We start from the raw sequence: 26372 nt of genomic DNA on the forward strand, positions 1-26372 counted from the left end.
GCTCCCCACCTCACCTGTCCGTGCCGGGGACCCGGCCGCGGCCGGCGTTCCGGGGGGCGTCCCCCGGATGGGCCCAGCACGCCCGCAGTCCCTCGCCAGTCACCTCGTACGCTCCCGACGCTACCGCGAGCAGCCGGGCGGCCTTCAGTTCGGTCTCCCGCCACTCCCCCTCGGGGTCCGACCCCCAGGTGATGCCCGCGCCGGTGCCGAAGCGCAGCACGCCCTCGGCCCGGTCGATCCAGAAGGTGCGGATGCCGACGGCCAGCTCGCCGGTGCGCCGGTCGGCGTCGACCCAGCCGACGCCGCCGCAGTACGGCCCCCGGGGCGCCGTCTCCAGGGCCTCGATGATCCGCAGGGCGCTCGACTTGGGCGCGCCGGTGACCGAGCCGGGCGGGAAGGCGGCGGCGAGCAGCTCGGGCCAGCCCGCGCCGTCGCGCAGTTCGCCGCGCACGGTGGAGACCAGGTGGACCAGCCCCGGGTGCTTCTCCACGGCGCACAGGTCGGGGACGGTCACGGTGCCGGAGGCGCAGACGCGGCCGAGGTCGTTGCGGACCAGGTCGACGATCATGACGTTCTCGGCGTAGTCCTTCTCCAGCAGGTCCGCCTCGGTGCGGCCGGTGCCCTTGATCGGCCCCGACTCGACGGTCCGGCCCGCGCGGCTCAGGAAGAGCTCCGGAGACGCACTCGCGATCTCGACGCCGTGACCGGGCAGGCGAATCGTTCCGGCGTACGGCGCCGGGTTGCCCCGGGCCAGCAGTGCGGTGAGTGTGTCGGCGTCGGCGTCCGGGGCGACGGGCGCGGTGAGGACGCGGCAGAGGTTGGCCTGGTAGACCTCGCCGGCCGCGATGTGCCGGCGTATCCGGCGCACGCCGTCCAGGTACGCGGCGCGGTCGAGTGAGGACGTCCAGTCACCGACGGCCGGGCCGCGCCAGCCGTCCGGTGCCGGGGCGGGCACCGGCTCCTCCCGCACCTCCGCGAACCGGGCGCAGGTCAGACGGCCCTCGAAGTCGGCGGCGACGGCCCAGAACCCGGTGGAGTCGAGGGCCGCGGGGTCGCTGGTGACGTCGAGCAGGCCGGTGGCGACACGGTCACCGAATCGGGCGAGAGGAGGCAGGTCGAGCACGCTGTCGAGTCTATGGCGGGTGTCCCGCGGGTGGCCGCGCCATGGCCTTCCCGGTGGCCCGGGCGCCTCCGTGGCCAGGTGCAGCGCAGCACGCTGCACAAACGCGTTTTTGTGCTGGCCCGGGAATCCGCTAGAGTTCAACACGTCGCCGGGACGCGCAAGCGGACCGAAACGACAGGCGGACGTAGCTCAGTTGGTAGAGCGCAACCTTGCCAAGGTTGAGGTCGCGAGTTCGAGCCTCGTCGTCCGCTCGCAGGAACAGGGGTTCCACGTGGTCCCCTGCACTCCTGGTGGAGTGGCCGAGAGGCGAGGCAACGGCCTGCAAAGCCGTCTACACGGGTTCAAATCCCGTCTCCACCTCCACGGACGATTAGCTCAGCGGGAGAGCGCTTCCCTGACACGGAAGAGGTCACTGGTTCAATCCCAGTATCGTCCACTGGATCTTTCCGAAGATCCCGACCCGCGCGATTAGCTCAGCGGGAGAGCGCTTCCCTGACACGGAAGAGGTCACTGGTTCAATCCCAGTATCGCGCACGCAGTGCCCACGGTCGGCTCCGGCGAGTGACGATCGTGGTCCCGAGGACGATTAGCTCAGCGGGAGAGCGCTTCCCTGACACGGAAGAGGTCACTGGTTCAATCCCAGTATCGTCCACGCGCACCGAAGCCCCCGGCCGTTCGCGGCCGGGGGCTTCGTCGTGGTGCGCCGGCGCTCAGCTGGAGAACAGCATGTGGCCGAAGCTCTTGTGCCGGTGCCCGTGGTGCCCGCCGTGGTGGCCGCCGTGCGGGGCGCCCCAGGCCGGGGCGTGCGGGGCCGGGTACGCCTGTCCGGCGGGCGGGGGCGGCGGCGCCGGCTGGGACCACTGGGACTCCAGACGGGTCAGCGCCTCCAGCTCGCCGTAGTCCAGGAAGATCCCGCGGCAGTTGGCGCACTGCTCGATCTGGACGCCGTTGCGGTTGTACGTGTGCATGGGCGCATGGCACTTCGGACACTGCATGGTCGGCTCAACTCCTCGCCGGTCGGTCCTGCTTCGCGTATCGCTCAGAACAGACTCTGCCCGGCTGCGGTCGGTTGCACCCTACGTCGCGCGGTTGCGGGGCAACTGGGCGGGGACCGGGTCCATTCGGGCACAGGCGTCGACAAGGGACCGCTCCACGTCGTCCAGGGGCCGCTGCGCCGCGACAGCCTTGGTCACGGCGCGGGCGGCGGTCTGCACGGTGAGGGCGCGGGCCGGGACGTCCAGGGCGGGCCAGGGGTCGCCGTCCGGCGGGACAGCGGGGCCGCCGGACGCTCGGTAGGCGGCGAGGAAGCGGGTCCACTCGTCGGGCGGGAGCAGTCCGCAGGCGTACCAGGCGGCCGGGCGGGCCAGGTCCCAGGCGGCGGGGCCCGCACCGAGGTCGTCGACGTCGATCAGCAGCCAGGCGCCGGTGCCGGCGGGGTGGCGGACGAGCTGGCCGAGGTGCAGGTCGCCGTGGCAGAGGGCGCCGGTGCCCGGCGGCGCGACCTCGCCGCGGGCCCAGGCCGGAAGGGCGGACCAGGCGCGCAGAACGGTCCCGGTGGCCGGGTGCGGGGCGGCCGCGCGGAGGCGGGCCAGCGCACGGGCCGCCTTCGCGGGGCCGCGCATCGGGGGCAGGGGTACGGGAGGTGGCGTGCGGTGCAGGCGGGCGAGGAGGGTGGCGGCGGCTTCCCAGGGCGCGGCGTTGGGGGTGTCCGGGTCGACGGGGGTGCCGTACGGCCAGAGGGTGACGAGCCTGCCGTGCAGGGGGACGGGCGTCGGGGCGAGCGGCGGGAGCAGTACGCCGGGGATGCGGGCGGCCGTCGTGAGGCGGGCGGCGAGGTCGGCCGGGTCGGTGTCCGGGGCGTGCGCCTTGGCGACGGCGCCGGCGTGCCGGACGACCGTGGCGTCGGCGCGGTCGGCGAGGGTGACCACCGCTTCGCAGGCACAGGCGTCGGCGCGCGGGTGCGCGGCGGACCTGGCCCGGGCGGCCAGGTCGGTCAGGAGCGGTGTGGTCACGGGCGTTCCTAGAGGTGGGGCGGGTGGTGGGAGGGTACGCCGGGGAGGGGTGGGTTGGTGGCGGAGGGTGCGGCGTTGCGGCCGGGGTGGGGGCGCGGCGCCCCGCTGCCGGGACCAGGTGGGGCGCAGCTGCCACCGGGACGGGGTGGGGCGTGGCGGGGGCGCCGGGACGAGGTACGGCGCAGCGGCACCGGTGTGGGGCGTGCCGGTGGCACCGGGGCGAGCGCGCGCAGCGCGCTGCCGCCGAGGTGGAGGGCGCGGCACGGCACCGCCGGGACGACGTCGGGCACAGCCGCCGTCGAAGCGGCGAGGGACACGGCGGCGCCGGGGCGCTGAGACACGTTGTTGCAGCCGGGCGGCTGGGGCGCGGCTGCCACCTGCGCCGGAGGTGGAGCGGCGGCGCCGAGGCGGGGCGCCGCGTGGTGTCGCGGCCCGGACAGGGGTGGGGCGCGGCGGTGACGCCAGGCAAGGTGGAACGGCCGCCCCGAGGACGGGCGCCGCGTGGTGTCGCGGCCCGGACGGGGGTGGGACGCGGCGGTGACGCCAGGCAAGGTGGAACGGCCGCGCCGAGGCGGGGCGCCGCGTGGTGTCGCGGCCCGGACGGGGGTGGGGCGCGGCGGGGGCGACGGGACGAGAAGCGGGGCGCGGCGGGCCCCGCCTGGCCGGGGTGACGCATGGTGTGCCGCCAGGGCGATGAGGGACGCGGCGTTTCCGGTGGGACGCGGTGGGTCGCCTTGCTGCCGGGTGAGGCAGGGCGTGATCCCGCTGAGGGCAGACACGACGTTGCCGCCGGGGCGAGGTGGTCAGGGGCATGGCCGCCGGGGTGGGTCGTGGCGTAGCCGTAGCGGGGATGCGGGTGGGGCGGACGGGTGCCGCCGGGGGAAAAGCAATGCCGGCGCAGCTCCCCAGCTGCGCCGGCATTTTGCCGTCCGCCGCACCCCCGTCCCCACGGGGTTATGGGTGGATGTCCCCGCCCGGACCGCTCTTCCGGGCCTGGGGTCGCCGCTCAGCGCCCCAGCATCACGCCCACGGACGACGCCTGTGTGGCCACTGTCTCCCAGCCGTCGAAGACGACGAGGAGCAGGACCGCCAGGGGCAGGGCCATGGCCGTTGCCACCAGGGGATGGCGGCGGCCCGTGCGGCCCGTGCGGTGCGGGCGGAACGCGGCGTGCGCCTTGCGTCCCTGCTCGCGGATGAGTGTCCGCGGTGCCGTGTGGGCCATGGTCCCTCTCCTGACCGTTCTGTGTGGTTGGCAGCGGCGGGTGGCTGACCTCGGGGGACGAGTGCTGCACCCGCCGCTTGACCTCAAATCTAGGCGCGCGACCAGGTGGGGGGCGTCATGCCCTCGTACCGATTGGCGGGCCTCCCGGAGGATGAGCCGGAGGGTGGCGACTACTCCCCTGGGTGGAGAAGCGAGGTCGGGTCTAGGGGTCTTCCCGGAGGGGGCGCCCGGAGTGTCCGGGCATTTCCGAGCTGTCCTCACGGGGCACCGGCTGCTCGACCAGGGCCGGCACCCGGTTCGCCATGAAGCGTGCCGTACGGACCACAACACCGGTTCGCGTGACTTCACTCACTTCCACCACGCCTCGGCGTACCGCCGTCTCCGCCCGGCGGCCCGCCCTGCTCGCCACCACCCCGTACGCACGCGTCGTGTCCCCGGCGTCCGCGACTGTCTCCACGCGGTCACCCTTCACGCGACCAATCCCCCTTTCGAGACGGATGGTTGGAAGCGCGGAAGGCGCAATGGCGCCCTGTGGGCGCGCTCCCTGACCACCCCCCAAGTCTCGCACCCGGCACTGACAATCCGTCCGGGCGAGAGGGCGCGGCCTCTGCGCGCGGGCGGCCACGGAAACGTAAGCTGTGGCACGTCATACGGACCGGCAGCGGGGATGAACATGGCGATGATGCGCCTGAGGCGCGAGGACCCGCGCGTCGTCGGCTCGTTCAGGCTGCACAGACGGCTCGGTGCGGGCGGCATGGGCGTGGTCTACCTGGGCTCCGACAAGAAGGGGCAGCGGGTCGCCCTGAAGGTGATCCGGCCGGACCTCGCGGAGGATCAGGAGTTCCGGTCGCGGTTCGCCCGTGAGGTCTCGGCGGCACGGCGGATCCGCGGCGGGTGCACCGCGCGGCTCGTCGCGGCGGACCTGGAGGCGGACCGGCCGTGGTTCGCCACCCAGTACGTGCCCGGCCCCTCCCTGCACGACAAGGTCGCCGAGGAGGGGGCGCTCGGCGCCGCCGACGTCGCCGCGGTCGGCGCCGCCCTGTCGGAGGGCCTGGTCGCGGTGCACGAGGCCGGGGTCGTCCACCGGGACCTGAAGCCGTCCAACATCCTGCTCTCCCCCAAGGGCCCGCGGATCATCGACTTCGGCATCGCCTGGGCGACCGGGGCCTCCACGCTCACCCACGTCGGCACCGCCGTCGGCTCGCCCGGCTTCCTCGCACCCGAGCAGGTGCGCGGTGCCGCGGTCACGCCGGCCACCGACGTGTTCTCGCTGGGCGCCACCCTGGCGTACGCGTCGACCGGCGACTCGCCCTTCGGACAGGGCAGTTCCGAGGTGATGCTGTACCGGGTGGTGCACGAGGAGCCCCAGCTGCACGGCGTACCGGACGCGCTGGCTCCACTGGTCCGGGCCTGTCTGGCGAAGGACCCCGAGGAGCGGCCCAGCACGCTGGAGCTGTCGTTGCGGCTGAAGGAGATCGCCGCCCGTGAGGCGCAGGGCCTGATCGAGGGGCGGCCGCCCGCGCCGCGTTCCGGTGAGGCGGACCGGCCCACCGGGCGGCTCGCCGACACCTATCCCGACCGCGCCCCGCGCCGGCCGCAGGGCGGGCCGGTGACACCGGCACCCCGCGGTGCGCGCGGCCCCGCTCCGGTGCGGGGCGGGACTCCGTCCCGGGGTGGCGGCGCTCCCTCCCGCGGCGGCGCCCCGGCGCGGTCCGGGGCGCGGCCGACGCCCGCCTCGCGGAACACCCCGGCGCGCCACACGACCCGCTCCGGCAGCGGCAGCCGTCCGGCACCGCGCGGTGCGAACGGCCGTCCGGCGGCTCGGCCCACCGGGACCGGGCGGCGGCCGGCCAATCCGCGGCTGCTGCGGCAGCGGCTGTTCGTCTTCGTGGTCGTGACCCTGTTCGTGGCGCTCGGCATCGGCCTGGTGCAGGGCTGCCAGGGGGCGTCGCGCGGGCTCGGTGACGAGCGGGGCGGCGTGCGCGAGCGGCAGGAGCAGGTGCGGGAGCAGATGCGGCCGGCGTACCGGCCGGCGGACGAGGGGACCCGAACGTCCGGGGAGTCCGCCGGGTCCAGGGGATACGCGTCGGCGGTCGGGGCGTACCGGTAGCCTCCCGCCCGGCGGTCCCGCTGGTCCCGCCCGCCGATCCCCGGTGGGCCTTCCCGGTACCGCCTCCTACGGCTGCGGTCGGCCCGTCGCGACCGCGTAGAACGCGACGGCGGCCGCCGCGCCCACGTTGAGCGAGTCGACGCCGTGCGACATCGGGATGCGGACCCACTCGTCGGCGGCGGCCAGGGCCTGCCTGGACAGGCCGTCGCCCTCCGCGCCGAGCATCAGGGCGACGCGGTCCATCCGGTGCGGGGCGGCCTCGTCGAGCGCCTTGGCCCTGTCGTCGGGGGTGAGGGCGAGCAGCGCGAGTCCGGCCTCGCGGACCGACTCCAGCCCCTTGGGCCAGGTGTCCAGGCGGGCGTACGGCACGGAGAAGACCGCGCCCATCGAGACCTTGACGCTCCGGCGGTACAGCGGGTCGGCGCAGTCGGGGGAGAGCAGCACCGCGTCCATGCCGAGCGCGGCGGCCGAGCGGAAGATCGCCCCGATGTTGGTGTGGTCGTTGACCGACTCCATGACCACCACCCGGCGGGCGGTCCGGAGCAGCTCGGCGGCGGTCGGCAGCGGCTTGCGCTGCATGGAGGCGAGGGCGCCGCGGTGCACGTGGTAGCCGGTGACCTGTTCGGCGAGCTCCGGGCTGACCGCGTAGACGGGGGCCGGGGACTCGTCGATGACGTCGCGCATGACGTCGACCCACTTGGCGGAGAGCAGCATCGACCGCATCGCGTAGCCCGCGTCCCCGGCCCGCCGGATGACCTTCTCGCCCTCGGCGATGAACAGGCCCTCGGCGGGTTCGCGCCTGCGGCGCAGTTCGACGTCGGTCAGGCCCGTGTAGTCGCGCAGGCGCGGATCGTCGGGGTCCTCGACGGTGATGAGATCGGCCACAGGGTGATACTGCCTTGTCGTGCGTACGGTGCCAACGGCTCGGGGCGGGTCGCGTTACCCGGGGTCACCTGCGGTCGCGAGGGGAGCGCGCGGTCACGCGGGGGTCCCCGGCCCCACCGTGACGACCTCACCGACGACGATGACCGCCGGCGGCTTGACCTGCTGTGCGCGGACCGTCTCGGCGACCGTCGCCAGGGTCGCGTCGACGCGGCGCTGCGCCGCGGTCGTGCCCTCCTGGACCAGGGCGACGGGCGTGCCGGCCGGCTTGCCGTGCGCGACGAGGGTCTCCGCGATCTTGCCGATCTTGTCGACGCCCATCAGGATCACCAGCGTGCCGGTGAGCCTGGCGAGCGACGGCCAGTCCACCAGGGAGCGCTCGTCGTCGGGGGCGACATGGCCGCTGACCACGGTGAACTCGTGCGCGACCCCGCGGTGGGTGACCGGGATGCCGGCCGCGCCCGGGACCGAGATGGAGGAGGAGATCCCGGGGACGACCGTGCACGGGATGCCGGCCTCCGCGAGCGCCTGGGCCTCCTCCATGCCGCGGCCGAAGACGAAGGGGTCGCCGCCCTTGAGCCGGACGACGGACTTGCCCTGCTTGGCGTGTTCGATCAGGGCGTTGTTGATGGCCTCCTGGGCCATGGAGCGGCCGTAGGGGATCTTCGCCGCGTCGATCACCTCGACGTGCGGCGGCAGTTCGGCGAGCAGGTCGCGCGGGCCGAGGCGGTCGGCGATGACGACGTCGGCCTCGGCGAGCAGGCGGCGGCCGCGGACCGTGATCAGGTCGGGGTCGCCGGGGCCGCCGCCGACCAGGGCCACGCCGGGGGTGCGGGTGCGGTGGTGCGGGGCGACGAGGGTGCCGTCGCGCAGGCCTTCGACGACCGCGTCGCGGACGGCGGCGGTGTGGCGCGGGTCGCGCGACTTGGTGTCGGTGGTGAGGACCGCGACCGTGACGCCCTCGCTGTGGCCGGTGGCCGGGGTCCAGGCGGTCGCGGCGTCGGCGTCGTCGGAGCGGACGCACCAGACGCGGTGGCGCTCGGCTTCCGCCGAGGCGCGGGTGTTCGCCTCGTGGTCGCTGGTGGCGATCAGGGCGTACCAGGCGTCGGCGAGGTCGCCTTCGGCGTACGGCCGCCGCTCCCAGGTGATCTCGCCCGCGTCGGCCATGGCCTCCACGGACGGGGTGGCCTGCGGCGACACGAGGAGGACGTCCGCGCCGGCCGCGATCAGCGCGGGCAGGCGACGCTGGGCGACCTGGCCGCCGCCGAGCACGACCGCTCGGCGGCCGGCGAGGCGGAGGCCCACGGGGTAGGCGGGGTGTTCGGCCATGTGGGTGCGGCTCCTCGTGCGGGCGTGCGATGGGTGCTACGGCTCTGGAGCAGCCCTGACGTGCGGATTTTAGAGTGCGTTCAGCGTACGGCCGGGGCCGGGTGGGCGCGTCGGGGGCCCACCCCGCTCATCCTGCCCGGTCGTCCTACTTCTCGGTGACTCCCGCCGAGTCGAAGGTCGCCACCTCGTGCATCGCCCGGGCCGTGCTCTGCACCAGCGGCAGGGCCAGCAGGGCTCCCGTGCCCTCGCCGAGGCGGAGGTCCAGGTCGACCAGGGGGCGCAGACCGAGCTTGTTCAGCGCCGACACGTGGCCGGGCTCCGCGCTGCGGTGACCGGCGATGCAGGCGGCGAGGACCTCGGGGGCGATGGCGCGGGCGACCAGGGCCGCGGCACCGGCGCTGACGCCGTCCAGGATCACCGGCGTCCGCAGGGACGCGCCGCCGAGGAGCAGGCCGACGATGGCGGCGTGTTCGAGGCCGCCGATCGCGGCGAGCACCCCGATGGGGTCGGCCGGGTCAGGCTGGTGGAGGTCGATGGCCCGGCGGACCACCTCGGTCTTGCGGGCGAGCGTCTCGTCGTTGATGCCGGTGCCCCGGCCCGTGACCTCCGCCGGGTCCGCGCCCGTGAAGACCGCGATGAGGGCGGCGGACGCGGTGGTGTTGGCGATCCCCATCTCACCCGTGAGCAGGACCTTGTTGCCGGCCGCCACCAGGTCGCGGGCCGTCTCGATGCCCACCTCGATGGCCTGCTTGGCCTCCTCGCGGGTCATCGCCGGGCCGGTGGTCATGTCGGCGGTGCCCGGGCGGACCTTGCGCGGCAGCAGCCCCGGGGTGGACGGCAGTTCGGCGGTCACGCCCACGTCGACGACGCAGACCTCGGCACCGACCTGGTTGGCGAAGGCGTTGCACACCGCTCCCCCGCCGAGGAAGTTGGCCACCATCTGGCCCGTGACCTCCTGCGGCCACGGCGTGACGCCCTGGGCGTGCACCCCGTGGTCGCCCGCGAAGATCGCGACGGCCGCGGGCTCCGGGATCGGCGGCGGGCACTGCCGGGACAGGCCGGACAGCTGGGCGGAGATGATCTCCAGCATGCCGAGCGCGCCGGCCGGCTTGGTCATCCGCTTCTGCCGCTCCCACGCCTCGCCGAGCGCCTTGGCGTCCAGCGGGCGGATCTGGGCGACGGTCTCGGCGAGCAGGTCGTGCGGTTCCTCGCCGGGCAGGGCGCGGCGGCCGTACGTCTCCTCGTGGACGACCCAGGACAGCGGGCGGCGCCTGGACCAGCCCGCCTGCATCAGCTCGGGTTCCTCCGGGAACTCGTCGACGTACCCGACGCACAGGTACGCCACGACCTCCAGGTGCTCGGGCAGGCCGAGGGCTCGGACCATCTCGCGCTCGTCGAAGAAGCTGACCCAGCCGACGCCGAGGCCCTCGGCGCGGGCGGCGAGCCAGAGGTTCTCCACCGCGAGCGCGGAGGAGTAAGGGGCCATCTGCGGCTGCGTGTGGCGGCCGAGGGTGTGGCGGCCGCCGCGGGTCGGGTCGGCGGTGACGACGATGTTCACCGGGGTGTCGAGGATCGCCTCGATCTTCAGTTCCTTGAACTGCTTCGCCCGGCCCTTGGGCAGCGACTTCGCGTAGGCCTCACGCTGGCGCAGGGCCAGTTCGTGCATCGTGCGCCGGGTCTCGGCGGAGCGGATGACGACGAAGTCCCAGGGCTGCGAGTGGCCGACCGAGGGCGCGGTGTGCGCCGCCTCCAGCACGCGCAGCAGGACCTCGTGCGGGATGGGGTCGCTGCGGAAGCCGTTGCGGACGTCCCGCCGCTCGCGCATGACCTTCAGCACGGCCTCGCGCTCGGCGTCGTCGTAGGCGGGCGCGGCCGGGCCGGTGGGCTGTCGCGCTTCTGCCACGGGGGCCGTGCTCGTTTCCTGCGGGTCGTGCGGGTCGTACGCGTCGTGCGGTTCGTGCGCGTCGTGCGGTTCGTGCGCGTCGTGCGGGTCCTGCCGGGCGTGCGGGTCCTGCGGACCTTGCAGGGGCTGCGGGGCGTGCGGGTCCTGCCGGGCGTGCGGGTCCAACCGGGCGTGCGGGCCGGGCTGGTCCTGCTCGGTCGGGCCGGTCAGCTCGTCCGCCGGGTGCGGCTCGTTGAGGTCGTTCGCGTCGTTCAGCCGGTCCTGCCGGTCCTGCCGGTCCTCCTGGTCGGCGGCCCGGGTGTCCAGGTCGTCCGCGCTCTGTACCAGTTCCACGGGGTCGGAGGCCGGCGCCTCCTCGGGCGCGGCCGGGCCGGGGACGGACGCGGCGGTACGGGGGCCGGGGACCGTGATCACGGCCTGCTGCTGCGCCACCGGCTCGGACGCCTGGTCCCCGGCGGGCAGCACGACCGGGTGCGGCGGCGTGGGCGCGAGGTGCGAAGTGGCCGGCACCGAGCCCTCCACTGGGAGGAACTCGCCCAGCGGCTGCTCGGCGAGCGCGTCGGGCTCCGCGTCGGGCGCGGTCTCCTCGGCGGACGGGACGGGCTGCGCGAGGGACTCGTCCACGGCCGGGGCCTCGGCCTGCTCCGCCCCGTCCACGGCGGCGGGCCGCTCCGGCTGCGGGGCGGGCTCGGGGGCGGCTTCCGGTACGACCGCCTCGGCGGCGAGCGGCGGCTCGGGGGCCGGCGCGGGCTCGGGGGCCTGCGCGGGCTCGGGCGCGACCGGGGCGGCCTCGGAGCCGGTCACGCCCGCCTCCTCGGCCTGCGCGGAGGGGGGCGCCCTCGGAGCCGGTCACGCCCGCCTCCTCGGCCTGCGCGGAGGCCGCCGCCTCCGCGGCGGCGTCGCCAGGCCCGTCCTCCGGAGTGCCGGGCAGTTCCACGGGCTCGGCGGCGGAGGCGGGCTCGGCGATCTGCCCCGCCTCCGTCACGACGGCCGGAGCGCTCGGGGGCGTCCCGGCGTCCGGGACGGCAGCCCCGGCGTCAGCGGCTGCGGCCTCCCCGGGCGCGGCCGCTTCTTCGGCGGCCCCGGCGCCGTACTCCTGGCCGGGGGCGGTGTCCGGCTCCGCGGCGTGGACGTCGCCCTGCCCGGACGGCACGGGGACACCGGCCTCCGAGGCGAGCCGCGCCACGGCGGCCTGCGCCGCACCCACCCGCTCCGACGCGGCCTCGACCTGCGCCTGCGCATGAGGCGTCTCGGCCTGCGCCTCCGCCGGAACAGGCACCTCGGCCTGCGCCTCCGCCGTCACGTGCGCCTCGGCCGGCGCCGGCTCCTCCGCCTGCGCGTGCGCCTCAGCCGGTGCCGCCGGCTGCGCGTGCGTCTCCCCCTGGACGGAGACCCGCTGGACGGAGACCTGCTGCCCGGAGGCCTCGGCGTGCAGGTCACCCGATGCCCGCACCTCGGCGTACGGTTCCCCCGGTGCCTGCACCTGGGCCTGCACCTGCGCCTGTACGGGCACCTCCCCCGGTACGGGGAGCTGCACCGCGCCCCGCCCCGGGGGCACCGCCTGCTCGTGGCCCTGGGCCAGCACCTGCTCCTGCGCCCGCGCCGCCGGGGCAACCGGCGGGACAACCGTTTCCGCAGGCGTCGCCTCCGCGCCCACCGGCGTCTGCGTCACGGTGGCCTGCGGGCCGCCCCAGGGCACCGCGCCCTGGGGCATCGCCGCCCCCTGCGGCGGCATCTCGTGCGGGCGCGGGGCGTCGAGGTACTCGGGCCCGCCGGCGGGCGGCCCCGGCTGCCGTACCGGCGCGCCCGCGGGGCCGCGGTCGGCGAGGGAGCGGACCGGGCTGGCGGAGGCGTCGGGGATCGGCGGCCCCAGGTGCAGCGGGCGGCGCGGCCCGGCCGCGGGCGCCGGGGCGGGCGGGGGCGGCGTGGGGCCGGGCAGGCGGACGCCGGTCAGGTCGACCGAGCCGCTGTCCCGGCCGGACATCTCGTGCGGGCCGGGTTCGTGCACGGCCTCGACGACCGGCTCGGGCGCGGGCGGGGCCACCTCGTTGCCCCAGGCGCCCTGCGCTCCGGGCAGCAGCAGGTCCTCGTCCTCGGCGGGTGTCTCGGACAGGTAGGTGTACGCGCCGGGAACGGAGACGCCCGGCTGCTCCACCAGGCCTGCGTTCTCCGGCAGCCCTTCGCCCGGGACCTGGCCGGTGTCGGTCATGCGTACCCCTCGCCCATCGGTTGATGCTCCTACGACCAGCTCACCCGGAACGGCGCACCGACCGCCCCGCTGTGAAGAACGAGCGCACGTGCCCAGCGGCACGAACGAGCCGCCGGAAAAGGCGACAAAGCCATTGAGTGGCATTGTCGCGGCCGTTCCGCCGTCACGTCAGCTTCATTCGCGACGACCCGCTGTGGACTGCGCCACGTTGCGCGTCCTCGGGTTCTGCCGTACCACACCCCACCCAAAACGGGCGCGCTTTTGGGACATTGACCGACGAAGTGCCGGGTGTCCGAGTGCGGTGCAACGATCGGCCAGCCTACCGCGCGCGGTACGACAAACCGATCACGGGGCGCGCCTGGGCGGCGCCCGGCCGCCGCTCCTCAGCGAGGTGCTTCGCGCTGCGGCAGGGTCCCGGTGAGCAGGAACGCGACGCTCCGCTCGGTCTCCGTCCAGGCCCGGGTGTCGAGTTGGACCGACTGCAGCAGGGCGCACTCGACCTCGTAGCCGTGCTCGGTGAGGGCGCGGCCGACGAGTTCGGCCGCGTCGCGGGTGGCGGCGTGCGTGGCGATCCGCTGCGGGCGGCGGTCGGCGACCGCGGAGACCACGGCCGCTCCCCCGCCGCCGACGCGGACCACGTCGGGTTCGGGCAGGTTCTCCAGCGCGTGCGGGGCCGTGCCGTGGACGACGTGCAGCTGGACCGCGAAGCGGCGGGCGGCGGCGTCGGCGCGGGCGCAGGCGGCGGGGTCGCGGTCGACGGCGATGACGGCGGCACCGGCCCGGGCGGCCTCGGTGGCGAAGGCTCCGCCGCCGCAGCCGATGTCCCACACCAGGTCGCCGAAGCGGGGGCCGAGCCGGGCGAGTTGGGCGGCCCGCAGCGGTTCGGTCTCGCCCTCGCCCAGCCGGCCCTCGTAGGCCTCGGGCGGCAGGGTCCAGCCGCGCGGGCCCGCGCCCGGGTCGCGGCCGGCGATCCAGCCGCCGCCCTGCTGCGCCCCGACCGGGCCGCCGATGGCGATGACGACGTTCGGGTCGCGCCAGGTGTGGTCGGCGGCCTTGTCGGAGGTGACGACGGTGACCTGTTCGCGGTCGGTGCCGAGCTCCTCGCAGATGACGAACGTGCGGTGGACGCCGTCGAGGAGCAGCCCGAGTTCGGCGGGGCCCGCGCCGGGTGAGGTGAGGACCGCGACCTTGGTGTGGGCGCGGCATACGTTCACTGCGCGTCGCAAGGTGCGGGAGTGTGCGACGACCACGTGGGCGTCGTCCCAGGGCATGCCCGCGCGCGCGAACGCGGCGGCCACCGAGGAGACGGCCGGGACGACCTCGACCTCCAGGCCGAACTCGGGGTCGCGCAGGGTCCGTACGACGCCGAAGAAGCCGGGGTCGCCGTCGGCGAGGACCACCGCCGTGCCGCGGTGGGCGGCGATGCGGCGGGCGGCGAGGGGGAGGCTGCCGAGCCGGACGCGCTCGGCGGCGGGCGGCACCTCGGGCAGTGCCAGGTGGTGGGCGGCACCGGCCACCAGGGTGGCGGCGCCCAGGGCGGCGCGTGCCGCGGCGGTCAGCGGAGAGCCGTCCCAGCCGATCACCGTGACCCGGTCGGCCATCGTCGTCAGTCTCCAGGGGGTTCGCGCAGGTCGTCGGGGGCGGCCCGCGGGCGGGCGGGCTCCGTGAGACTACCTGGTGTCCCGTGGGCTCGCGCGGGCGGCGCCCCCGGTGGTGCCGGTTTAGGTCGGAGGTGTGCTCAGTTCCAGTCGGAGTACGAGGTGAAGCCGCCGGTGTCCGACAGCCGCCCGCCCGCGCCCTCCAGGTCCTCGGGCAGCAGGCTCCACACGATGTAATCGGTGCGGACCTCGGTCCAGCCGCCGTCGCCGGTGCGGGCGCGGGCTATGCAGGCGCCGCGCAGGACGCCCTCGCTGATGCAGCCGATCTTCTGGGCCACCTGCTGGGAGGCGGTGTTGTCGGCGGCGGTGCGCAGCTCGACGCGCTCGAACTTCTGGTCCCGGAAGAGCCACCGGGCGGTGGCGAGCGCGGCCTCGGAGGCGTAGCCCTCACCGCGCGCCCAGGGCGCGACGACGTAGGACAGTTCGGTGGAGCGTACGTGCCAGTTGGTGCGGGTCAGCCGGATGAGACCGACCAGGCGCTGGGTCAGGAACTCGGTGACCGCGAGGGCCAGGCCCCGTCCCTGGGCGCGCTCGGCGGGCGCGTGCCCGGTGATCCAGACGCGGGCGGCGTCCTCGGTGAACGGCTGGCGCACGTCGGTCCAGGCGACGACCTGCTCGTCGTTCATCATCTCGGCGAGGGCGGGCACGTCGTCCTCGTCGAGCGGGCGCAGCACCAACCGCTCCGTGCTGATGGAGATGGTGGGGAAGGTGCTCGTCATGACGCCGCTCCGTAACCTTCGAACCGTCAGGGGCCTGCTGAACTGCCCAGCATGCAGCATGAAAGCACTGAGCCGCACACCCGGGGTCGCTCCGTGTGCGGGAGGGGACCCCGGGTGCGCGGGACAGGGCGCCGGTTCAGAAGGAGGCGATGACGGAGCCGTCGTACTCGTCCTCGATGAACTTCTTGACCTCGGCGGAGGTGAGGAGCTCCGCGAGCTTCCGCACGCGCGGGTCGTCCTCGTTGCCCTCCTTGACGACGAGGAGGTTGACGTTCGGGTTGTTCTCCGGGGACTCCAGGACGAGGGCGTCCTGGGCCGGCTCGAGGTCGGCCTCCAGGGCGTAGTTGCCGTTGATGACGGCCGCGTCGACGTCCTTCAGGGAGCGGGGGGTCTGGGCCGCCTCCAGCTCCTTGAACGTGAGGTTCTTCGGGTTCTCGGTGATGTCGGCGGGGGTGGCCGCGGTGCCGACGCCGTCCTTGAGGGTGATCAGGCCGTTGGCGGCGAGCAGCTGGAGGGCGCGCGCCTCGGTGACGGTGTCGTTGGGCACGGCGATGGTCGCGCCGTTCTTCAGGCCGTCGGCCTTGTCGGCCTTCTCGGAGTACAGGCCGAGCGGCTCCAGGTGCACGGAGGCCACGGACACCAGGTGGGTGCCGTTCTTCTTGTTGAAGTCCTGGAGGTACGGCTCGGTCTGGAAGTAGTTGGCGCCCACCGAGCCGTCCTCCGTCGCCGTGTTCGGCGTGACGTAGTCGGTGAACTCCTTGATTTCGAGGTCCAGGCCCGCCTTCTCGGCCAGGTTCTCCTTGACGTAGGTGAGGACCTGGGCGTGCGGGACGGGCGTGGCGGCGACGACCAGCGGGCCGGAGGTGTCGGAGGCGGCGTCCTCGCCCGAACCGCAGGCGGTGAGCCCGAAGGTGAGGGCTCCGGCGGCGAAGACAGCGGTGGCGATCTTGGCGGTGTTACGCACGAAAAGTGCCTTTCCTTATGGGTGATGCGACCCCGTCGTGGGTGGACGGGGAGTCCGGAATGTCAGGCGACCTTGCTGATGTCGGCCGCCGCGGGCTCCTTCGCCCGGAGCAGGCGGAGCCTGGGGCCGGGGCCGGAGCGGCCGCCGCGGCGGTGCAGCGAGCGGGCCGCGTGGTCGCCGGCGAACTGGATGAGGGAGATCACGACGGCGAGGATCGCCACGGTGATCCACATCAGGCCGGTCTCGAAGCGCTGGTAGCCGTAGCGGACGGCGAGGTCGCCGAGGCCGCCGCCGCCGACCGTGCCGGCCATGGCGGAGTAGCCGATGAGCGCGATGACGGTGGTGGTGGCGGAGGCGATCAGGGAGGGCAGCGCCTCGGGGACGAGCACCTTGCGCACGATCGTCCAGGTGTTGCCGCCCATCGACTGGACGGCCTCGACCAGCCCGTGGTCCACCTCGCGGACGGCGGTCTCGACCAGGCGGGCGAAGAACGGGATGCCGCCGATGGCGAGCGGCACGATCGCGGCCTCGCTGCCGATGGTGGTGCCGGTGACCCAGCGGGTGAAGTTCATCAGCGCGACCATCAGGATGATGAACGGCATCGAGCGGCCGACGTTCACGATCTGCCCGGTGACCTTGTTCACCACGGTGTTCTGGAGCAGGCCGCCCTTGTCGGTGAGGACGAGCAGGACACCGATGGGCAGGCCGAGGACGACGGCGATCAGGGTGGACCAGCCGACCATGACCAGCGTCTCGGTACACGCCTGCTCCAGCAGGGGCTGCATCTCGGACCAGGTCACTCGGCACCTTCCTTCACCAGTGCGGGCTCCTGGCCGACCACGTCGATCTGGAGTCCCCGCTCGCGCAGGAAGCCGATCGGCACGACGTTGTCCTCGTAGCGGCCGGGCAGTCCGATGCGCATCCGGCCGACCTGGAGGCCGCCGACGGTGTCGATGGCCGCGCCCAGGATGGAGATGTCGATGTTGTAGGTGCGGGCCAGCTGGGAGATGACCGGCTGGGTGGCGGAGTCGCCGTGGAAGGTGACGTCGAGGACGGTGCGGTCGTCGGCGGTGGCCTCGCCGCCCACCGGGAAGAGCGCGGAGGCGAGCTCCGAGCCCGGGGTGGCGAGGAGTTCGCCGACGGTGCCGGACTCGACGATGCGGCCCCGGTCCATCAGGGCGGCCGAGTCGCAGATGCTCTTGACGACGTCCATCTCGTGCGTGATGAGCAGGACGGTGAGGCCGAGCTGCTGGTTCAGGTCGCGCAGCAGCTTCAGGATCGAGCGGGTGGTCTCCGGGTCGAGGGCGCTGGTGGCCTCGTCGGAGAGCAGCACCTTGGGGTCGCCGGCCAGGGCGCGGGCGATGCCGACGCGCTGCTTCTGGCCGCCGGACAGCTGGGCGGGGTAGGCCTTGGCCTTGTCGGCGAGGCCGACCAGGTCGAGCAGTTCCAGCGCCTTGCGGGACCGTTCCCTCCCCGTCGCGCCGAGGATCTCCAGCGGCAGCTCGACGTTGTCCTGCACGGTCCGCGAGGACAGCAGGTTGAAGTGCTGGAAGACCATGCCGATACGGCTGCGGGCGCGGCGCAGTTCCCGGCCCGCGCGCGGCCCGCGCCCGGCGAGGGCGGTGAGGTCCTGGCCGGCCACGGTGACCGTGCCGGAGGTGGGGCGCTCCAGGAGGTTCACGCAGCGGATGAGCGAGGACTTGCCGGCGCCGGACTGGCCGATGACGCCGTAGACCTCGCCTTCGCGGACGTGCAGATCGACGCCGTCGAGGGCGGTGACCTCGCGGCCGCGTGAGCGGTAGACCTTGGTCAGGCCCGATGTGGTGATCACGTGGGTTTCCGTCACTGTCGAGTACGCGGGCGTGGGTGTGCCCTGGTACGGGAGGAGGAGGTGCGCGGTGCGGGGCGGTCACGTACGGGGCGAGGGGTACGGACGTGCCGCGGCGGCTCGCTTCGGGGCGCGAGGCTCAGGGGTGCGGGGGCCCTCTAGAAGGCGCGCATTCGATGACACATACAGCGAGCACCGGGCGTCATCGTCGCCTCGGTCGCAGGGGTGCGGCTGCTCGTCGTGGTCATGCGATCAGTAAAGCAGACGCGCGCGGACGACCGGGAACCGCCGTCCGCGCTGCGGGCGGCGGTGGGCCCGCCTCAGTCCCGGCCGGAGATCTCCACGGCGTCCGCCGTGACCAGCGCGGACAGCGCCGACAGGTCTCCGGCCCCAGATCGGCGGTCAGCTCGTGCGCGGGGTGGGTTGTGGCCAAGGCCACGGTGGTCGTGGCGGCGGCCCGCCCGGCCCGCAGCCCGGCCGGGGCGTCCTCGAGGACGACGCAGCGGGCCGGGTCGACGCCCGGCGCGCGGGCGGCAGCAGGCCGGCGGCCGTCCCGGCACTGCGGGGCACCCCCGGGGGCGGCGGCATCAGGCCTTTTGGCCCGTAATAGGGTCGCCCCATGCTTGATGTCCTGACGGTGGCGACCGCGGTCACCGCCCTGCTGCTCGCCGCGTGGTGCGGCTGGGCCGCCTACCGCGACCAGCCGACCAAGGACTGGCACTTCGCCGGGATGGCCGTGGTGTCGGTGCTGGCGCTGGTCCAGCTGGTGGTCGGCGTCGTGCAGCTGGCGCGGGGCGAGAGGCCGGAGCAGGGCACGACGATCTTCGTGGCGTATCTGCTGGGCGCGTTCGCGTGCGTGCCCGCCGCCGGGTTCATGTCGCTGGCCGAGCGCTCGAAATGGGGATCGGTGACGGTCGCCGCCGGCGGGGTGGTGCTGGCCGTGCTGGAGGTGCGGCTCCATGACATCTGGGGAGGCTGAGGTGGCCACGACGGCCAGGACGCGGCTGATCAGCGGGCCCGGTGTGCTGCTCGTGTGGCTGTACGGGGTGATGGTGGTCGGGGCCGTGTCCCGGTCCGCGTACCAGATCGCCACGGAGTTCGACCGGGCGCCGCTCGCCTACACGCTGTCGGCGCTCGCCGGGGTCGTGTACGGGTTCATCACGTACACGCTGGTGCGGGGCGGGGAGACAGCCCGCCGGGCGGCGCAGGTGTGCTGCGCCGCCGAGCTGGTGGGTGTGCTGGTCGTGGGCACGTGGACGCTGGTCGATCCCGGCGCCTTCCCGGACGCGACCGTGTGGTCCGACTTCGGCATGGGCTACTTGTTCATCCCCGTCCTGCTGCCGGTCTCCGCCCTGTGGTGGCTGCGCAGGGCGCCGGGCGAGCAGGGCGGCCGGGGTGCGGCGGCAGCGGGCCGTGGGTGACCGGTCGCGCCCCTGAGGGGGGGGTCAGCTCACGCCGTCGTGGCGTACGCGCCCGCCTGCTTCTCCAGGACGATCACGGGGACGCCGTCCGTGCCCTGCGAGGTGCCCACCGTCTCGTAGCCGACCTTGCGGTACAGGCGCAGGTTGCCCTCGCTGCGGTGGCCGGTGTGCAGGCGGAACCGCTTGGCGCCGCGCTGCTCCTCCAGGGCGGACTCCGCCGCGCGCAGCAGACGGGCGCCGATGCCGTGGCCCTGGAGGCGGGGGTGGACGCACAGGCGGCTGATGGCGGCCGCGCCGTCCTCGGTGACCGCGCCGCGCACCGAGCCGACCACCTCGTCACCGAGCCGGGCGACGAAGAAGCAGTCCCGGGCGACTTCCTGACGGACCGAGTCGAGGGGCTGGACGAGCGGGTCGATGCGGTAGTTGCCGTACAGCGCCGCCTCGCTCTGGAAGCACAGGTACTGCAGCTTGAAGATCTGCTCGACGTCCTGCTCGGTCGCCTCGGAGATGATCACGCTCATGCCCATGTGTGCACGCCTCCCGCTCACCTGTTGCCTGTGTCCCTCACTCCTATCCCCGTGCTCCGCGAGCCGCAACCTCCGCGATCAGCAATCGCCGCAGACATCCCAGACATCGGGAGCGTTCCGGCCCAAGGCTCCCCTGTGAGATACCCAACTCCCCCGCGATCTGCCGGTATGTGAGGTCCCGCGGGGACATCAGGGCGCCCAGCAGGGCGGGGCAGCGGCCGGGCAGCCGGCGGACCGCCGCGCGCAGGGCACCGGCGCCGGCCGCGCTGAGCGCGAACTGCTCGGGGGTGCGGGCGGCCGCGTCGGCGGGTTCGGAGGCGTAGGGGCGTTCCCGCCGGGTGGTGCGGCGGCAGCGGCGGGCCTCGAAGCGGACGGCGCGGCGCAGCCAGCGCTCGGGATCGCGGGGCGGGCCGGCGGAGTCGAGGCGTTCCAGCAGCCGGAGCCAGACCGCCTGTTCCAGGTCGCCGGGGTCGGCGCCGGCGGCGGGTGCCTCGGCGTCGGCCTCGGCGGTGAGCAGGGGGCGCAGGGTCAGGAGCAGGTCGTGGGTCATGTGCGGCACGACGCGGCCGCCCGGGCGGCGGTTGCCCGGGCGGCCGGCTGTCACCCCGGCCGGGGTGGGGCGGATCAGTTGTTGACGAAGTCCTCGCGGGCCAGCAGGCCGGTGTCCGGGTGGTCGGTGAAGATGCCGTCGATGCCGGTGGCGAAGTACGCCCGGTAGGCGCCGAAGACGTCGCCGTAGGCGTCCGCGTCGGTGCCCTTGCGGAAGTCCGCGGGCAGGAACGGGTTCTCGTTGCGCAGCGTCCAGGGGTGCAGCGTGAGGCCGACCTTGTGGGCGTCGGCGACGAGGGTGGTCGGCCGGGTGAGGTTGCCGGCGCCGTCCCGCGGGATGACCAGGTCGAGGGTGGGGCCGATGCCCTGGGCGTAGGAGGCGATCTCGCGCAGGCCGGCCGGCGTGATCAGGTCGGCGACGGTGCGCGGGTCACCGGTCTCGACGAAGTCCCACGGGCGGGTGCTCGCGCCGGACAGCAGCACGACCAGCGGGTTGTCGACCAGCTTGTGCAGGCGCTGGATGCTGGTCGGCTCGAAGGACTGGAGGATGACCGGGGAGTTCCAGCGGTCCCTGCGGTACTTGCGCAGCAGCTTGGCGACCCGCTCCTCCAGGGCGAGGCCGAGCTCGCGGAAGTAGGTGGGGTGCTTGAGCTCGGGGTAGATCCACACCTGCTTGCCGCGCTTGCGGGTCTGCTCGTCCTGCCACTGGAGCACCTCCTCGAAGGCGGGGATCTCCCAGCGGCCGTTGTACAGCGTGTTGTGCGGGCGGTTGGCCGGGATCCGCTCGGTGGCGCGCAGGGTCTTCAGCTCGGCGAGGGTGAAGTCCTCGGTGAACCAGCCGGTGGTGGAGACGCCGTCCAGCATCTTGGTGGTCCTGCGGCCGGCGAACTCGGGGTGGTCGGCGACGTCCGTGGTGCCGCCTATCTCGGGCTCGTGCCGGCAGACGAGGTGACCGTCCTTGGTGGGCACCAGGTCGCCGGCCTCGACGATGTCGGCGCCCATGTCCAGGGCCAGCTGGTAGGAGCCGAGGGTGTGCTCGGGGCGGTAGCCGCTGGCGCCGCGGTGGGCGACGATCGTCGGCACGGGCAGGCTCTTCATGCCCCGGCCTCCCTGGCGCGCGTCGGCCTGCGCCGTGCCGGACAGGCCGAGGACCGCTCCGCCCGCGCCGAGCACGGCGGCACCGAGGAGCGCTCGTCGCCCGGTGTGCGCCTGCTCCTGCGGCTGCTCGTTCGACATCTGCGTTTCCATCAGCGGCCTCCCTGCCGTGCGTCTGTGGTGCTGGCAGATCGTAGGGGTGCCGATGTGTCAGCCGGGCGGCCTCGTGCCGAACGCGTGGATGACGATGGATGTCGTATGAGGAGCGCAGGCCGGGGCGGCGGGCCGCCGGGCTTCGGGGGCGGGCAGCGGGGTAGCCGGTGGGTGCCGCCTCCGCGCGATGTCGGTCACCTGGTCACCGCCGGGTTGCGCGTAGGCTGCGGCACGCCACCGCAGGTGAACTCGCGTCAACGGGGCGTAAGACCCCGGTGAACCCGGCGTCCACGACGTGCGCTCGCCCGGGGGCCGCGAGTATCGTCCTCACCTGCACGGACATACTGCACGGACGCATACCGAAACCGTCGACCCCGGAGGGCCCGTTGTCCCGCTTCGCGCTCATCAAGGCAGTGCTCGGTCCGATCATGCGCCTGATGTTCCGCCCTCGGGTGGAGGGCGTGGAGCACATCCCGGGCGACGGCCCGGTGATCCTGGCCGGCAACCACCTCACGTTCATCGACTCGGTGATCCTGCCGCTGGTCTGCGACCGGCAGGTGTTCTTCATCGGCAAGGACGAGTACGTCACCGGCAAGGGCCTCAAGGGCCGCCTGATGGCCTGGTTCTTCACCGGCGTCGGCATGATCCCGGTCGACCGGGACGGCGGACGGGGCGGTGTGGCGGCGCTGATGACCGGGCGCCGGGTGCTGGAGGAGGGGAAGGTCTTCGGCATCTACCCCGAGGGCACCCGCTCCCCCGACGGCCGCCTGTACCGGGGGCGGACCGGCATCGCCCGCCTCACCCTGATGACGGGGGCGCCCGTCGTGCCGTTCGCGATGATCGGCACGGACAAGATCCAGCCGGGCGGTGCGGGGTTCCCGCGGCCCGCCCGGGTGACGGTGCGCTTCGGTGCGGCGATGGAGTTCTCCCGGTACGAGGGGATGGACCGGGACCGGTATGTGCTGCGGGCCGTGACGGATTCCGTGATGGCGGAGGTCATGCGGCTGTCGGGGCAGGAGTATGTCGACATGTACGCCACGAAGGCCAGGGAAGCGGCGTAGCTCCGCTGGTTGGGCCGGGGGGTGCGGGCGGGGGGCGGTGGTTTGTCGGGTGCGGGTTTCGTCGTGGCTGGTTGCGCAGTTCCCCGCGCCCCTGTAGGTCGGCTGCGCGCGCCCCGGGCTCGCCCCGTGCCGGACCCTCACGGCCGGGCGCGCAACACCCCGCACCCCGTAGGTCGGCTGCGCAGACCCCGGGCTCGCCCCGTGCCGGACCCTCACGGCCGGGCGCGCAACGCCCCGCACCCCCGTAGGTCGGCTGCGCGGCCGTGGGTTTCAGTAGGTGCCCGCGTTCTCGGGGCGGGTGGGGTTTTCCAGGGTTTGGGCTCGTAGCAGGGTCCAGGCCGCCACTGCCGCGGCCAGGAGGATGAGTGCGCCCACGCCGGATGCCAGGGTCAGGCCGTCGACGAAGGACTGGCGGGCGGCCTCCAGCAGCGCCTCGGACGTGGCGGGGGGCAGGTGCTCCGCCGCCTCGACCGCGCCGCCCAACGACTCGTGCGCGGCCCCGGGGGTGCCCGCCGGGGCGGTGAAGTCCCGGTAGACGCCGGTCACGATCGAGCCGAGCAGGGCGATGCCGAGGGCGGCGCCGAGTTCGTAGGCCGTCTCGGAGACCGCGGAGGCGGCGCCCGCCTGCTCCTTGGGCACGGACGCGAGGATCACGTCGGCGGTCACCGTGAACGAGAACCCGGCACCGGCCCCCAGGACCAGCAGCGCCGCCCCGATCAGCGGGTAGTCGGTGTGCCGGCCGAGCAGGGTCAGCGCGCCCAGCGCCAGGCCCACGGCGGCGAGTCCGCCCGCCACCACGGACCGCACCGAGTAGCGGCGGGCCGTCCGGCCGGCGACCAGACCGGCCGCCACCGCGCCGAGCGCCGCCGGCAGTTCGGCCAGGCCCGCCTCGAACGGCCGCCTGCCCTGGACCAGTTGCAGGTACTGGGAGAGGAAGAAGACCAGGCCGGACATGCCCAGGATGGTCAGCAGGTCCGCGAGCACCGCCCCGCTGAAGCCGCGGCTGCGGAACAGGCGCATGTCCAGCAGCGGCGCCGGCATGGTGAGCTGGCGCCGGACGAAGCCGTACAGCGCGGCGGCGCCCAGCAGGGCCGCGCCGAGCGTCGCCCGGGCGAACCCGTGCGTGGCGGCCTCCTTGACCGCGTACACCACGGCGATCATGCCGACCATCGACAGCAGGACGCTGCGCAGGTCCCAGGGGCCGGCGCCGGCGTTCTTCGACTCGGGCAGCAGCCTGACGCCGACGAGGACGAGGACCGCCATCACGGGCAGGTTGATCAGGAACACGGAGCCCCACCAGAAGTGCTCCAGCAGGAAGCCGCCGACGAGGGGACCGACCGCCGTACCGGCGGACGCGGTGGCGCCCCAGACGCCGATGGCGAGGCTGCGCTCGCGCGGGTCGTGGAAGAGGTTGCGGATCAGGGCGAGCGTGGCCGGCATCAGGGTCGCGCCCGCGACCCCGAGCAGCGCCCGCGCCACGATCAGCATCTCCGGCGTGGTGGCGTAGGCGTTGAGCACGGACACCGCGCCGAACGCGGTGGCGCCGATCAGCAGGATCCGCTTGCGGCCGATCCGGTCGCCGAGGCTGCCCATGGAGACGAGCAGACCGGCGATCACGAAGGAGTAGACGTCACCGATCCACAGCAGCTGGGTGCCGGACGGGCCGAGGTCCGCCGATATGTAGGGGGTGGCCAGGCCGAGCACGGTGGCGTCGACGGCCACCAGCAGGACGGCCAGTACGAGCACGGACAGCGCGAGCCAGCGGCCGGGGCGCCGCACCGCCTCGTTCGCGGGGGCCGGCCGCAGGGTGCTGGTCATGGTTCCTCTCTCCGGGTGGCGCCGCCGAGCAGCAGCTCGACGATCATGCGGGGGAAGTCCTTCGCGGCGACCTTCCCGTCGTGCACGGACCAGGCGCCGGCGGCGATCAGGCCGTAGAGGGCCTCGGTGAGCCAGGCGGGGGTCAGGTCGATGCGGAACTCGCCGCCGTCCTGACCGCGGCGGAACAGGGCCGCGACCCGGGCGTCGAGCCGAGCCCAGCCCTCGTGCTGCTCCTCCCCCTCGAACAGCTGGTTCTCGGAGTAGAGGAAGGACAGGAGTCCGGCCGCGGGCTCGATCTCGCGCACCAGGCGCCGTACGGCGTCGCTCGCGCTGCCCTCGTCGAGCCGGGCCGCGTCGAGCGCGGCCTCGCACTCGGCGATGCCGAGCGCCTCCAGCGCGCGGACCAGCGTGTCGCGTCCGGCGAAGTGGCGGTGCAGGGTGGCCCGGCTGATCCCGGCGGCCTTGGCGACCTCGTCCATGGTCGCGGTGGATTTGCGGGTCAGCAGGGCTGCGGCACAGCGCAGGACGTGCTCTCGATCGACGGCCATGAGACAACGATAGACCATGTGAGACGTTCACGTCTCATTGTGGGCATGCGTGGATCACCCATGCCGGGGACGGCTCGGCTCAGTGCCAGGGCAGCTGCCCGCGTCGCTCCCAGTACGCCCGCGGCTCCTCGACGAGGGTGGCGAGCCGCGCCAGCCGGTCGTCGTCCAGGTCCACGACGGCGGCGTGCAGGTTGGCGGCGAGCTGGGCGGTGGTCACGGCGCCCGACAGGACCACGCCGGCCCACGGCTCGCGCAGGACCAGGGCGAGGGCCACGGCGTCGCAGCCCAGGGAGGTCTCCGCCGCCACGGCCTTCAGCACGGCGGGCGCGTACGGTTCGGCGAGCCGTCCGTTGGCCATGCCCTCCTTGACGATCACCGTGAGTCCGGCGTCGTGGGCCTCGGCCAGGGCGGGCGCGGCCGAGGTCTCCAGGGCGTTGTAGGTGGACTGGACGGTACGGAAGAGCGGCTCGCCCGCCACCGTCACCTCCAGCGCCGCCCGGATCGCGTCGGCCTGGGCCGGGCCGCTGGTGGAGAAGCCGACGGTCAGGCCCTGGGCGGCGGCCTCGGCGAGCGCGGCGTGCAGCTTCCTGTCGGTGAGGGCGGGGCTGTCGGGGGTCACCGAGTGGATCTGGTACAGGTCGAGCCGGTCGCCGAGCAGCCCGGCGCTCTCGGCGCGCTGCCGTTCGAAGGCGGCGAGGCCGTGGTCCTTGACCTCGTGCCGCTCGGCGTCGGTGGACCAGCCGGCGGTGTAGGTGTAGCCCCACTTGCTGCCGACGACGACGTCGTCGATCTCGGGGTGCGCGTTCAGCCAGTCGGCGAGGAACTCCTCGGAGCGGCCGTAGGAGCGGGCGACGTCGACGTAGCGCACGCCTTGGGCGTAGGCGGCGTCGAGGAGGTCGTGGGTGCGGGTGCGCAGCGTCTCGACGCCGCGGTCCTGTCCGAGGTCGCGGTCCCGGCTGAGGGTGATGTAGCCGGGGCGGCCGACGGCGGCGAGGCCGAGTCCGAGGTGGCAGGTCGGGGTCGTCGCTGTCGCCAGTCGGGCGAAGGGCATCGCGGGCTCCGTTCGGTCGGCTGCGGCTTTCGACCAACGTAACGTGCGGCGACCTTCGCCTCTTGGTTCGTGTCGGGCGGTGGTGCGGTGGGTGCGGGTCGTCTTCGGCTTGTCGCGCAGTTCCCCGCGCCCCTGAAAGACGTCTCCCGCGGTCGTTCGTCGAGTGCGGGTGGTGGGCGGCTTGTCGCGC

General features: G+C 74.2%; 24 protein-coding genes, 5 tRNA genes and 1 pseudogene. 10 read left to right on the forward strand and 20 right to left on the reverse strand.

The genetic code is table 11. The annotated features are described in order from the left end of the window. Positions 1-10: 10 nt before the first annotated feature. Positions 11-1123, reverse strand: coding sequence for a chorismate-binding protein (locus ACFF45_RS13100; protein ID WP_381345885.1), 1113 nt, complete (start codon positions 1121-1123; stop codon positions 11-13). Positions 1124-1301: 178 nt separating this feature from the next. On the opposite strand from ACFF45_RS13100, the gene ACFF45_RS13105 reads away from it, so the two are divergent. The 5 genes from ACFF45_RS13105 to ACFF45_RS13125 all read left to right on the forward strand — a co-directional run bounded on the left by ACFF45_RS13105 (position 1302) and on the right by ACFF45_RS13125 (position 1775). Further along, positions 1302-1374: transfer RNA gene (locus ACFF45_RS13105), tRNA-Gly, on the forward strand. 38 nt (positions 1375-1412) lie between these two features. Continuing rightward, a tRNA-Cys gene (locus ACFF45_RS13110) sits at positions 1413-1486 on the forward strand. A gap of 1 nt (position 1487) precedes the next feature. After that, positions 1488-1559, forward strand: a tRNA-Val gene (locus ACFF45_RS13115). A 26-nt stretch (positions 1560-1585) separates the two neighbouring features. Beyond that, positions 1586-1657, forward strand: a tRNA-Val gene (locus tag ACFF45_RS13120). 46 nt (positions 1658-1703) lie between these two features. Then, positions 1704-1775: transfer RNA gene (locus ACFF45_RS13125), tRNA-Val, on the forward strand. 58 nt (positions 1776-1833) lie between these two features. On the opposite strand, the gene ACFF45_RS13130 is transcribed toward ACFF45_RS13125, so the two are convergent. From ACFF45_RS13130 to ACFF45_RS13145, 4 genes are all read right to left on the reverse strand, one after another. Continuing rightward, a complete protein-coding gene (locus ACFF45_RS13130) occupies positions 1834-2118 on the reverse strand; it encodes a TFIIB-type zinc ribbon-containing protein (RefSeq protein WP_381345887.1) in 285 nt (94 codons plus the stop codon). An 81-nt stretch (positions 2119-2199) separates the two neighbouring features. Further along, complete coding sequence (locus ACFF45_RS13135; RefSeq protein WP_381345888.1) at positions 2200-3135, reverse strand: phosphotransferase; 936 nt, start codon at positions 3133-3135, stop codon at positions 2200-2202. 1006 nt (positions 3136-4141) lie between these two features. Beyond that, positions 4142-4357, reverse strand: coding sequence for a hypothetical protein (locus ACFF45_RS13140; RefSeq protein ID WP_381345890.1), 216 nt, complete (start codon positions 4355-4357; stop codon positions 4142-4144). A 202-nt stretch (positions 4358-4559) separates the two neighbouring features. Further along, a complete protein-coding gene (locus tag ACFF45_RS13145) occupies positions 4560-4829 on the reverse strand; it encodes a DUF8836 family protein (RefSeq protein ID WP_381345892.1) in 270 nt (89 codons plus the stop codon). A gap of 195 nt (positions 4830-5024) precedes the next feature. Here ACFF45_RS13145 and ACFF45_RS13150 point away from each other — a divergent pair, with 195 nt between their 5' ends. Then, a complete protein-coding gene (locus ACFF45_RS13150; RefSeq protein ID WP_381345894.1) occupies positions 5025-6467 on the forward strand; it encodes a serine/threonine-protein kinase in 1443 nt (480 codons plus the stop codon). Positions 6468-6533: 66 nt separating this feature from the next. On the opposite strand, the gene ACFF45_RS13155 is transcribed toward ACFF45_RS13150, so the two are convergent. The 3 genes from ACFF45_RS13155 to cobT all read right to left on the reverse strand — a co-directional run bounded on the left by ACFF45_RS13155 (position 6534) and on the right by cobT (position 11385). Then, complete coding sequence (locus ACFF45_RS13155) at positions 6534-7352, reverse strand: TrmH family RNA methyltransferase (protein WP_381345896.1); 819 nt, start codon at positions 7350-7352, stop codon at positions 6534-6536. 93 nt (positions 7353-7445) lie between these two features. Continuing rightward, positions 7446-8678, reverse strand: a complete 1233-nt coding sequence (gene cobA, locus ACFF45_RS13160; protein WP_381345897.1) for a uroporphyrinogen-III C-methyltransferase — start codon at positions 8676-8678, stop codon at positions 7446-7448. 145 nt (positions 8679-8823) lie between these two features. Next, a complete protein-coding gene (cobT, locus tag ACFF45_RS13165) occupies positions 8824-11385 on the reverse strand; it encodes a nicotinate-nucleotide--dimethylbenzimidazole phosphoribosyltransferase (RefSeq protein WP_381345899.1) in 2562 nt (853 codons plus the stop codon). A 322-nt stretch (positions 11386-11707) separates the two neighbouring features. Here cobT and ACFF45_RS13170 point away from each other — a divergent pair, with 322 nt between their 5' ends. Continuing rightward, a complete protein-coding gene (locus tag ACFF45_RS13170) occupies positions 11708-12814 on the forward strand; it encodes a hypothetical protein (RefSeq protein ID WP_381345901.1) in 1107 nt (368 codons plus the stop codon). A 359-nt stretch (positions 12815-13173) separates the two neighbouring features. On the opposite strand, the gene cbiE is transcribed toward ACFF45_RS13170, so the two are convergent. From cbiE to ACFF45_RS13200, 6 genes and pseudogenes are all read right to left on the reverse strand, one after another. Next, the gene (gene cbiE, locus ACFF45_RS13175) at positions 13174-14391 is read right to left on the reverse strand and encodes a precorrin-6y C5,15-methyltransferase (decarboxylating) subunit CbiE (protein WP_381345902.1); all 1218 of its coding nucleotides are present in this window, start codon (positions 14389-14391) and stop codon (positions 13174-13176) included. A 137-nt stretch (positions 14392-14528) separates the two neighbouring features. Beyond that, positions 14529-15167, reverse strand: a complete 639-nt coding sequence (locus ACFF45_RS13180; RefSeq protein WP_381345903.1) for a GNAT family N-acetyltransferase — start codon at positions 15165-15167, stop codon at positions 14529-14531. A 136-nt stretch (positions 15168-15303) separates the two neighbouring features. Then, positions 15304-16131, reverse strand: a complete 828-nt coding sequence (locus ACFF45_RS13185) for a MetQ/NlpA family ABC transporter substrate-binding protein (protein WP_381345905.1) — start codon at positions 16129-16131, stop codon at positions 15304-15306. Between the two features lie 62 nt (positions 16132-16193). Then, on the reverse strand, positions 16194-16931 hold the full coding sequence (locus ACFF45_RS13190; protein WP_381345907.1) for a methionine ABC transporter permease: 738 nt from the start codon (positions 16929-16931) through the stop codon (positions 16194-16196). Beyond that, the gene (locus ACFF45_RS13195; protein ID WP_381345909.1) at positions 16928-17962 is read right to left on the reverse strand and encodes a methionine ABC transporter ATP-binding protein; all 1035 of its coding nucleotides are present in this window, start codon (positions 17960-17962) and stop codon (positions 16928-16930) included. The genes ACFF45_RS13190 and ACFF45_RS13195 overlap by 4 nt, the downstream gene beginning before the upstream one ends. A gap of 317 nt (positions 17963-18279) precedes the next feature. Further along, positions 18280-18494 (reverse strand): annotated as a pseudogene (locus ACFF45_RS13200) (HAD family hydrolase); the annotation flags it as partial. 84 nt (positions 18495-18578) lie between these two features. On the opposite strand from ACFF45_RS13200, the gene ACFF45_RS13205 reads away from it, so the two are divergent. Next, positions 18579-18938: a hypothetical protein gene (locus ACFF45_RS13205; RefSeq protein WP_381345911.1), complete on the forward strand. Its 360-nt coding sequence runs from the start codon at positions 18579-18581 to the stop codon at positions 18936-18938. Continuing rightward, complete coding sequence (locus tag ACFF45_RS13210; RefSeq protein ID WP_381345913.1) at positions 18919-19380, forward strand: hypothetical protein; 462 nt, start codon at positions 18919-18921, stop codon at positions 19378-19380. The genes ACFF45_RS13205 and ACFF45_RS13210 overlap by 20 nt, the downstream gene beginning before the upstream one ends. 29 nt (positions 19381-19409) lie before the next feature. Here ACFF45_RS13210 and ACFF45_RS13215 read toward each other — a convergent pair whose 3' ends face one another. The 3 genes from ACFF45_RS13215 to ACFF45_RS13225 all read right to left on the reverse strand — a co-directional run bounded on the left by ACFF45_RS13215 (position 19410) and on the right by ACFF45_RS13225 (position 21704). Beyond that, positions 19410-19907 carry a GNAT family N-acetyltransferase gene (locus tag ACFF45_RS13215; protein ID WP_381345915.1) on the reverse strand — a complete coding sequence of 166 codons (498 nt, stop codon included), beginning with the start codon at positions 19905-19907 and terminating at the stop codon, positions 19410-19412. A 43-nt stretch (positions 19908-19950) separates the two neighbouring features. Beyond that, the gene (locus tag ACFF45_RS13220; RefSeq protein WP_381345917.1) at positions 19951-20457 is read right to left on the reverse strand and encodes a sigma-70 family RNA polymerase sigma factor; all 507 of its coding nucleotides are present in this window, start codon (positions 20455-20457) and stop codon (positions 19951-19953) included. A 74-nt stretch (positions 20458-20531) separates the two neighbouring features. Beyond that, complete coding sequence (locus tag ACFF45_RS13225; protein WP_381345919.1) at positions 20532-21704, reverse strand: glycerophosphodiester phosphodiesterase; 1173 nt, start codon at positions 21702-21704, stop codon at positions 20532-20534. A gap of 386 nt (positions 21705-22090) precedes the next feature. Here ACFF45_RS13225 and ACFF45_RS13230 point away from each other — a divergent pair, with 386 nt between their 5' ends. Next, positions 22091-22765, forward strand: a complete 675-nt coding sequence (locus tag ACFF45_RS13230) for a lysophospholipid acyltransferase family protein (protein WP_381345921.1) — start codon at positions 22091-22093, stop codon at positions 22763-22765. Positions 22766-23035: 270 nt separating this feature from the next. On the opposite strand, the gene ACFF45_RS13235 is transcribed toward ACFF45_RS13230, so the two are convergent. The 3 genes from ACFF45_RS13235 to ACFF45_RS13245 form a co-directional block, all read right to left on the reverse strand. Further along, on the reverse strand, positions 23036-24583 hold the full coding sequence (locus ACFF45_RS13235; protein WP_381345923.1) for an MFS transporter: 1548 nt from the start codon (positions 24581-24583) through the stop codon (positions 23036-23038). After that, positions 24580-25131 carry a TetR/AcrR family transcriptional regulator gene (locus ACFF45_RS13240; RefSeq protein ID WP_381345925.1) on the reverse strand — a complete coding sequence of 184 codons (552 nt, stop codon included), beginning with the start codon at positions 25129-25131 and terminating at the stop codon, positions 24580-24582. Before ACFF45_RS13240 ends, ACFF45_RS13235 begins: the two co-directional genes overlap by 4 nt. Before the next feature lie 79 nt (positions 25132-25210). Continuing rightward, complete coding sequence (locus ACFF45_RS13245) at positions 25211-26182, reverse strand: aldo/keto reductase (protein WP_381345927.1); 972 nt, start codon at positions 26180-26182, stop codon at positions 25211-25213. Positions 26183-26372 lie beyond the last annotated feature (190 nt).

It is taken from the genome of Streptomyces cinereospinus (assembly GCF_042430725.1).
Lineage (GTDB): Bacteria > Actinomycetota > Actinomycetes > Streptomycetales > Streptomycetaceae > Streptomyces > Streptomyces cinereospinus.

What these genes read in the sequence shown, in the direction of transcription:
- ACFF45_RS13130 (WP_381345887.1), bottom strand. Translation starts at nt 2,118, where the DNA reads ATGCAGTGTCCGAAGTGCCATGCGCCCATGCACACGTACAACCGCAAC.
- ACFF45_RS13140 (WP_381345890.1), bottom strand. Translation starts at nt 4,357, where the DNA reads ATGGCCCACACGGCACCGCGGACACTCATCCGCGAGCAGGGACGCAAG.
- ACFF45_RS13150 (WP_381345894.1), top strand. Translation starts at nt 5,025, where the DNA reads ATGAACATGGCGATGATGCGCCTGAGGCGCGAGGACCCGCGCGTCGTC.
- cobA (WP_381345897.1), bottom strand. Translation starts at nt 8,678, where the DNA reads ATGGCCGAACACCCCGCCTACCCCGTGGGCCTCCGCCTCGCCGGCCGC.
- cbiE (WP_381345902.1), bottom strand. Translation starts at nt 14,391, where the DNA reads ATGGCCGACCGGGTCACGGTGATCGGCTGGGACGGCTCTCCGCTGACC.
- ACFF45_RS13180 (WP_381345903.1), bottom strand. Translation starts at nt 15,167, where the DNA reads ATGACGAGCACCTTCCCCACCATCTCCATCAGCACGGAGCGGTTGGTG.
- ACFF45_RS13205 (WP_381345911.1), top strand. Translation starts at nt 18,579, where the DNA reads ATGCTTGATGTCCTGACGGTGGCGACCGCGGTCACCGCCCTGCTGCTC.
- ACFF45_RS13210 (WP_381345913.1), top strand. Translation starts at nt 18,919, where the DNA reads ATGACATCTGGGGAGGCTGAGGTGGCCACGACGGCCAGGACGCGGCTG.
- ACFF45_RS13215 (WP_381345915.1), bottom strand. Translation starts at nt 19,907, where the DNA reads ATGGGCATGAGCGTGATCATCTCCGAGGCGACCGAGCAGGACGTCGAG.
- ACFF45_RS13220 (WP_381345917.1), bottom strand. Translation starts at nt 20,457, where the DNA reads ATGACCCACGACCTGCTCCTGACCCTGCGCCCCCTGCTCACCGCCGAG.
- ACFF45_RS13225 (WP_381345919.1), bottom strand. Translation starts at nt 21,704, where the DNA reads ATGGAAACGCAGATGTCGAACGAGCAGCCGCAGGAGCAGGCGCACACC.
- ACFF45_RS13235 (WP_381345923.1), bottom strand. Translation starts at nt 24,583, where the DNA reads ATGACCAGCACCCTGCGGCCGGCCCCCGCGAACGAGGCGGTGCGGCGC.
- ACFF45_RS13240 (WP_381345925.1), bottom strand. Translation starts at nt 25,131, where the DNA reads ATGGCCGTCGATCGAGAGCACGTCCTGCGCTGTGCCGCAGCCCTGCTG.
- ACFF45_RS13245 (WP_381345927.1), bottom strand. Translation starts at nt 26,182, where the DNA reads ATGCCCTTCGCCCGACTGGCGACAGCGACGACCCCGACCTGCCACCTC.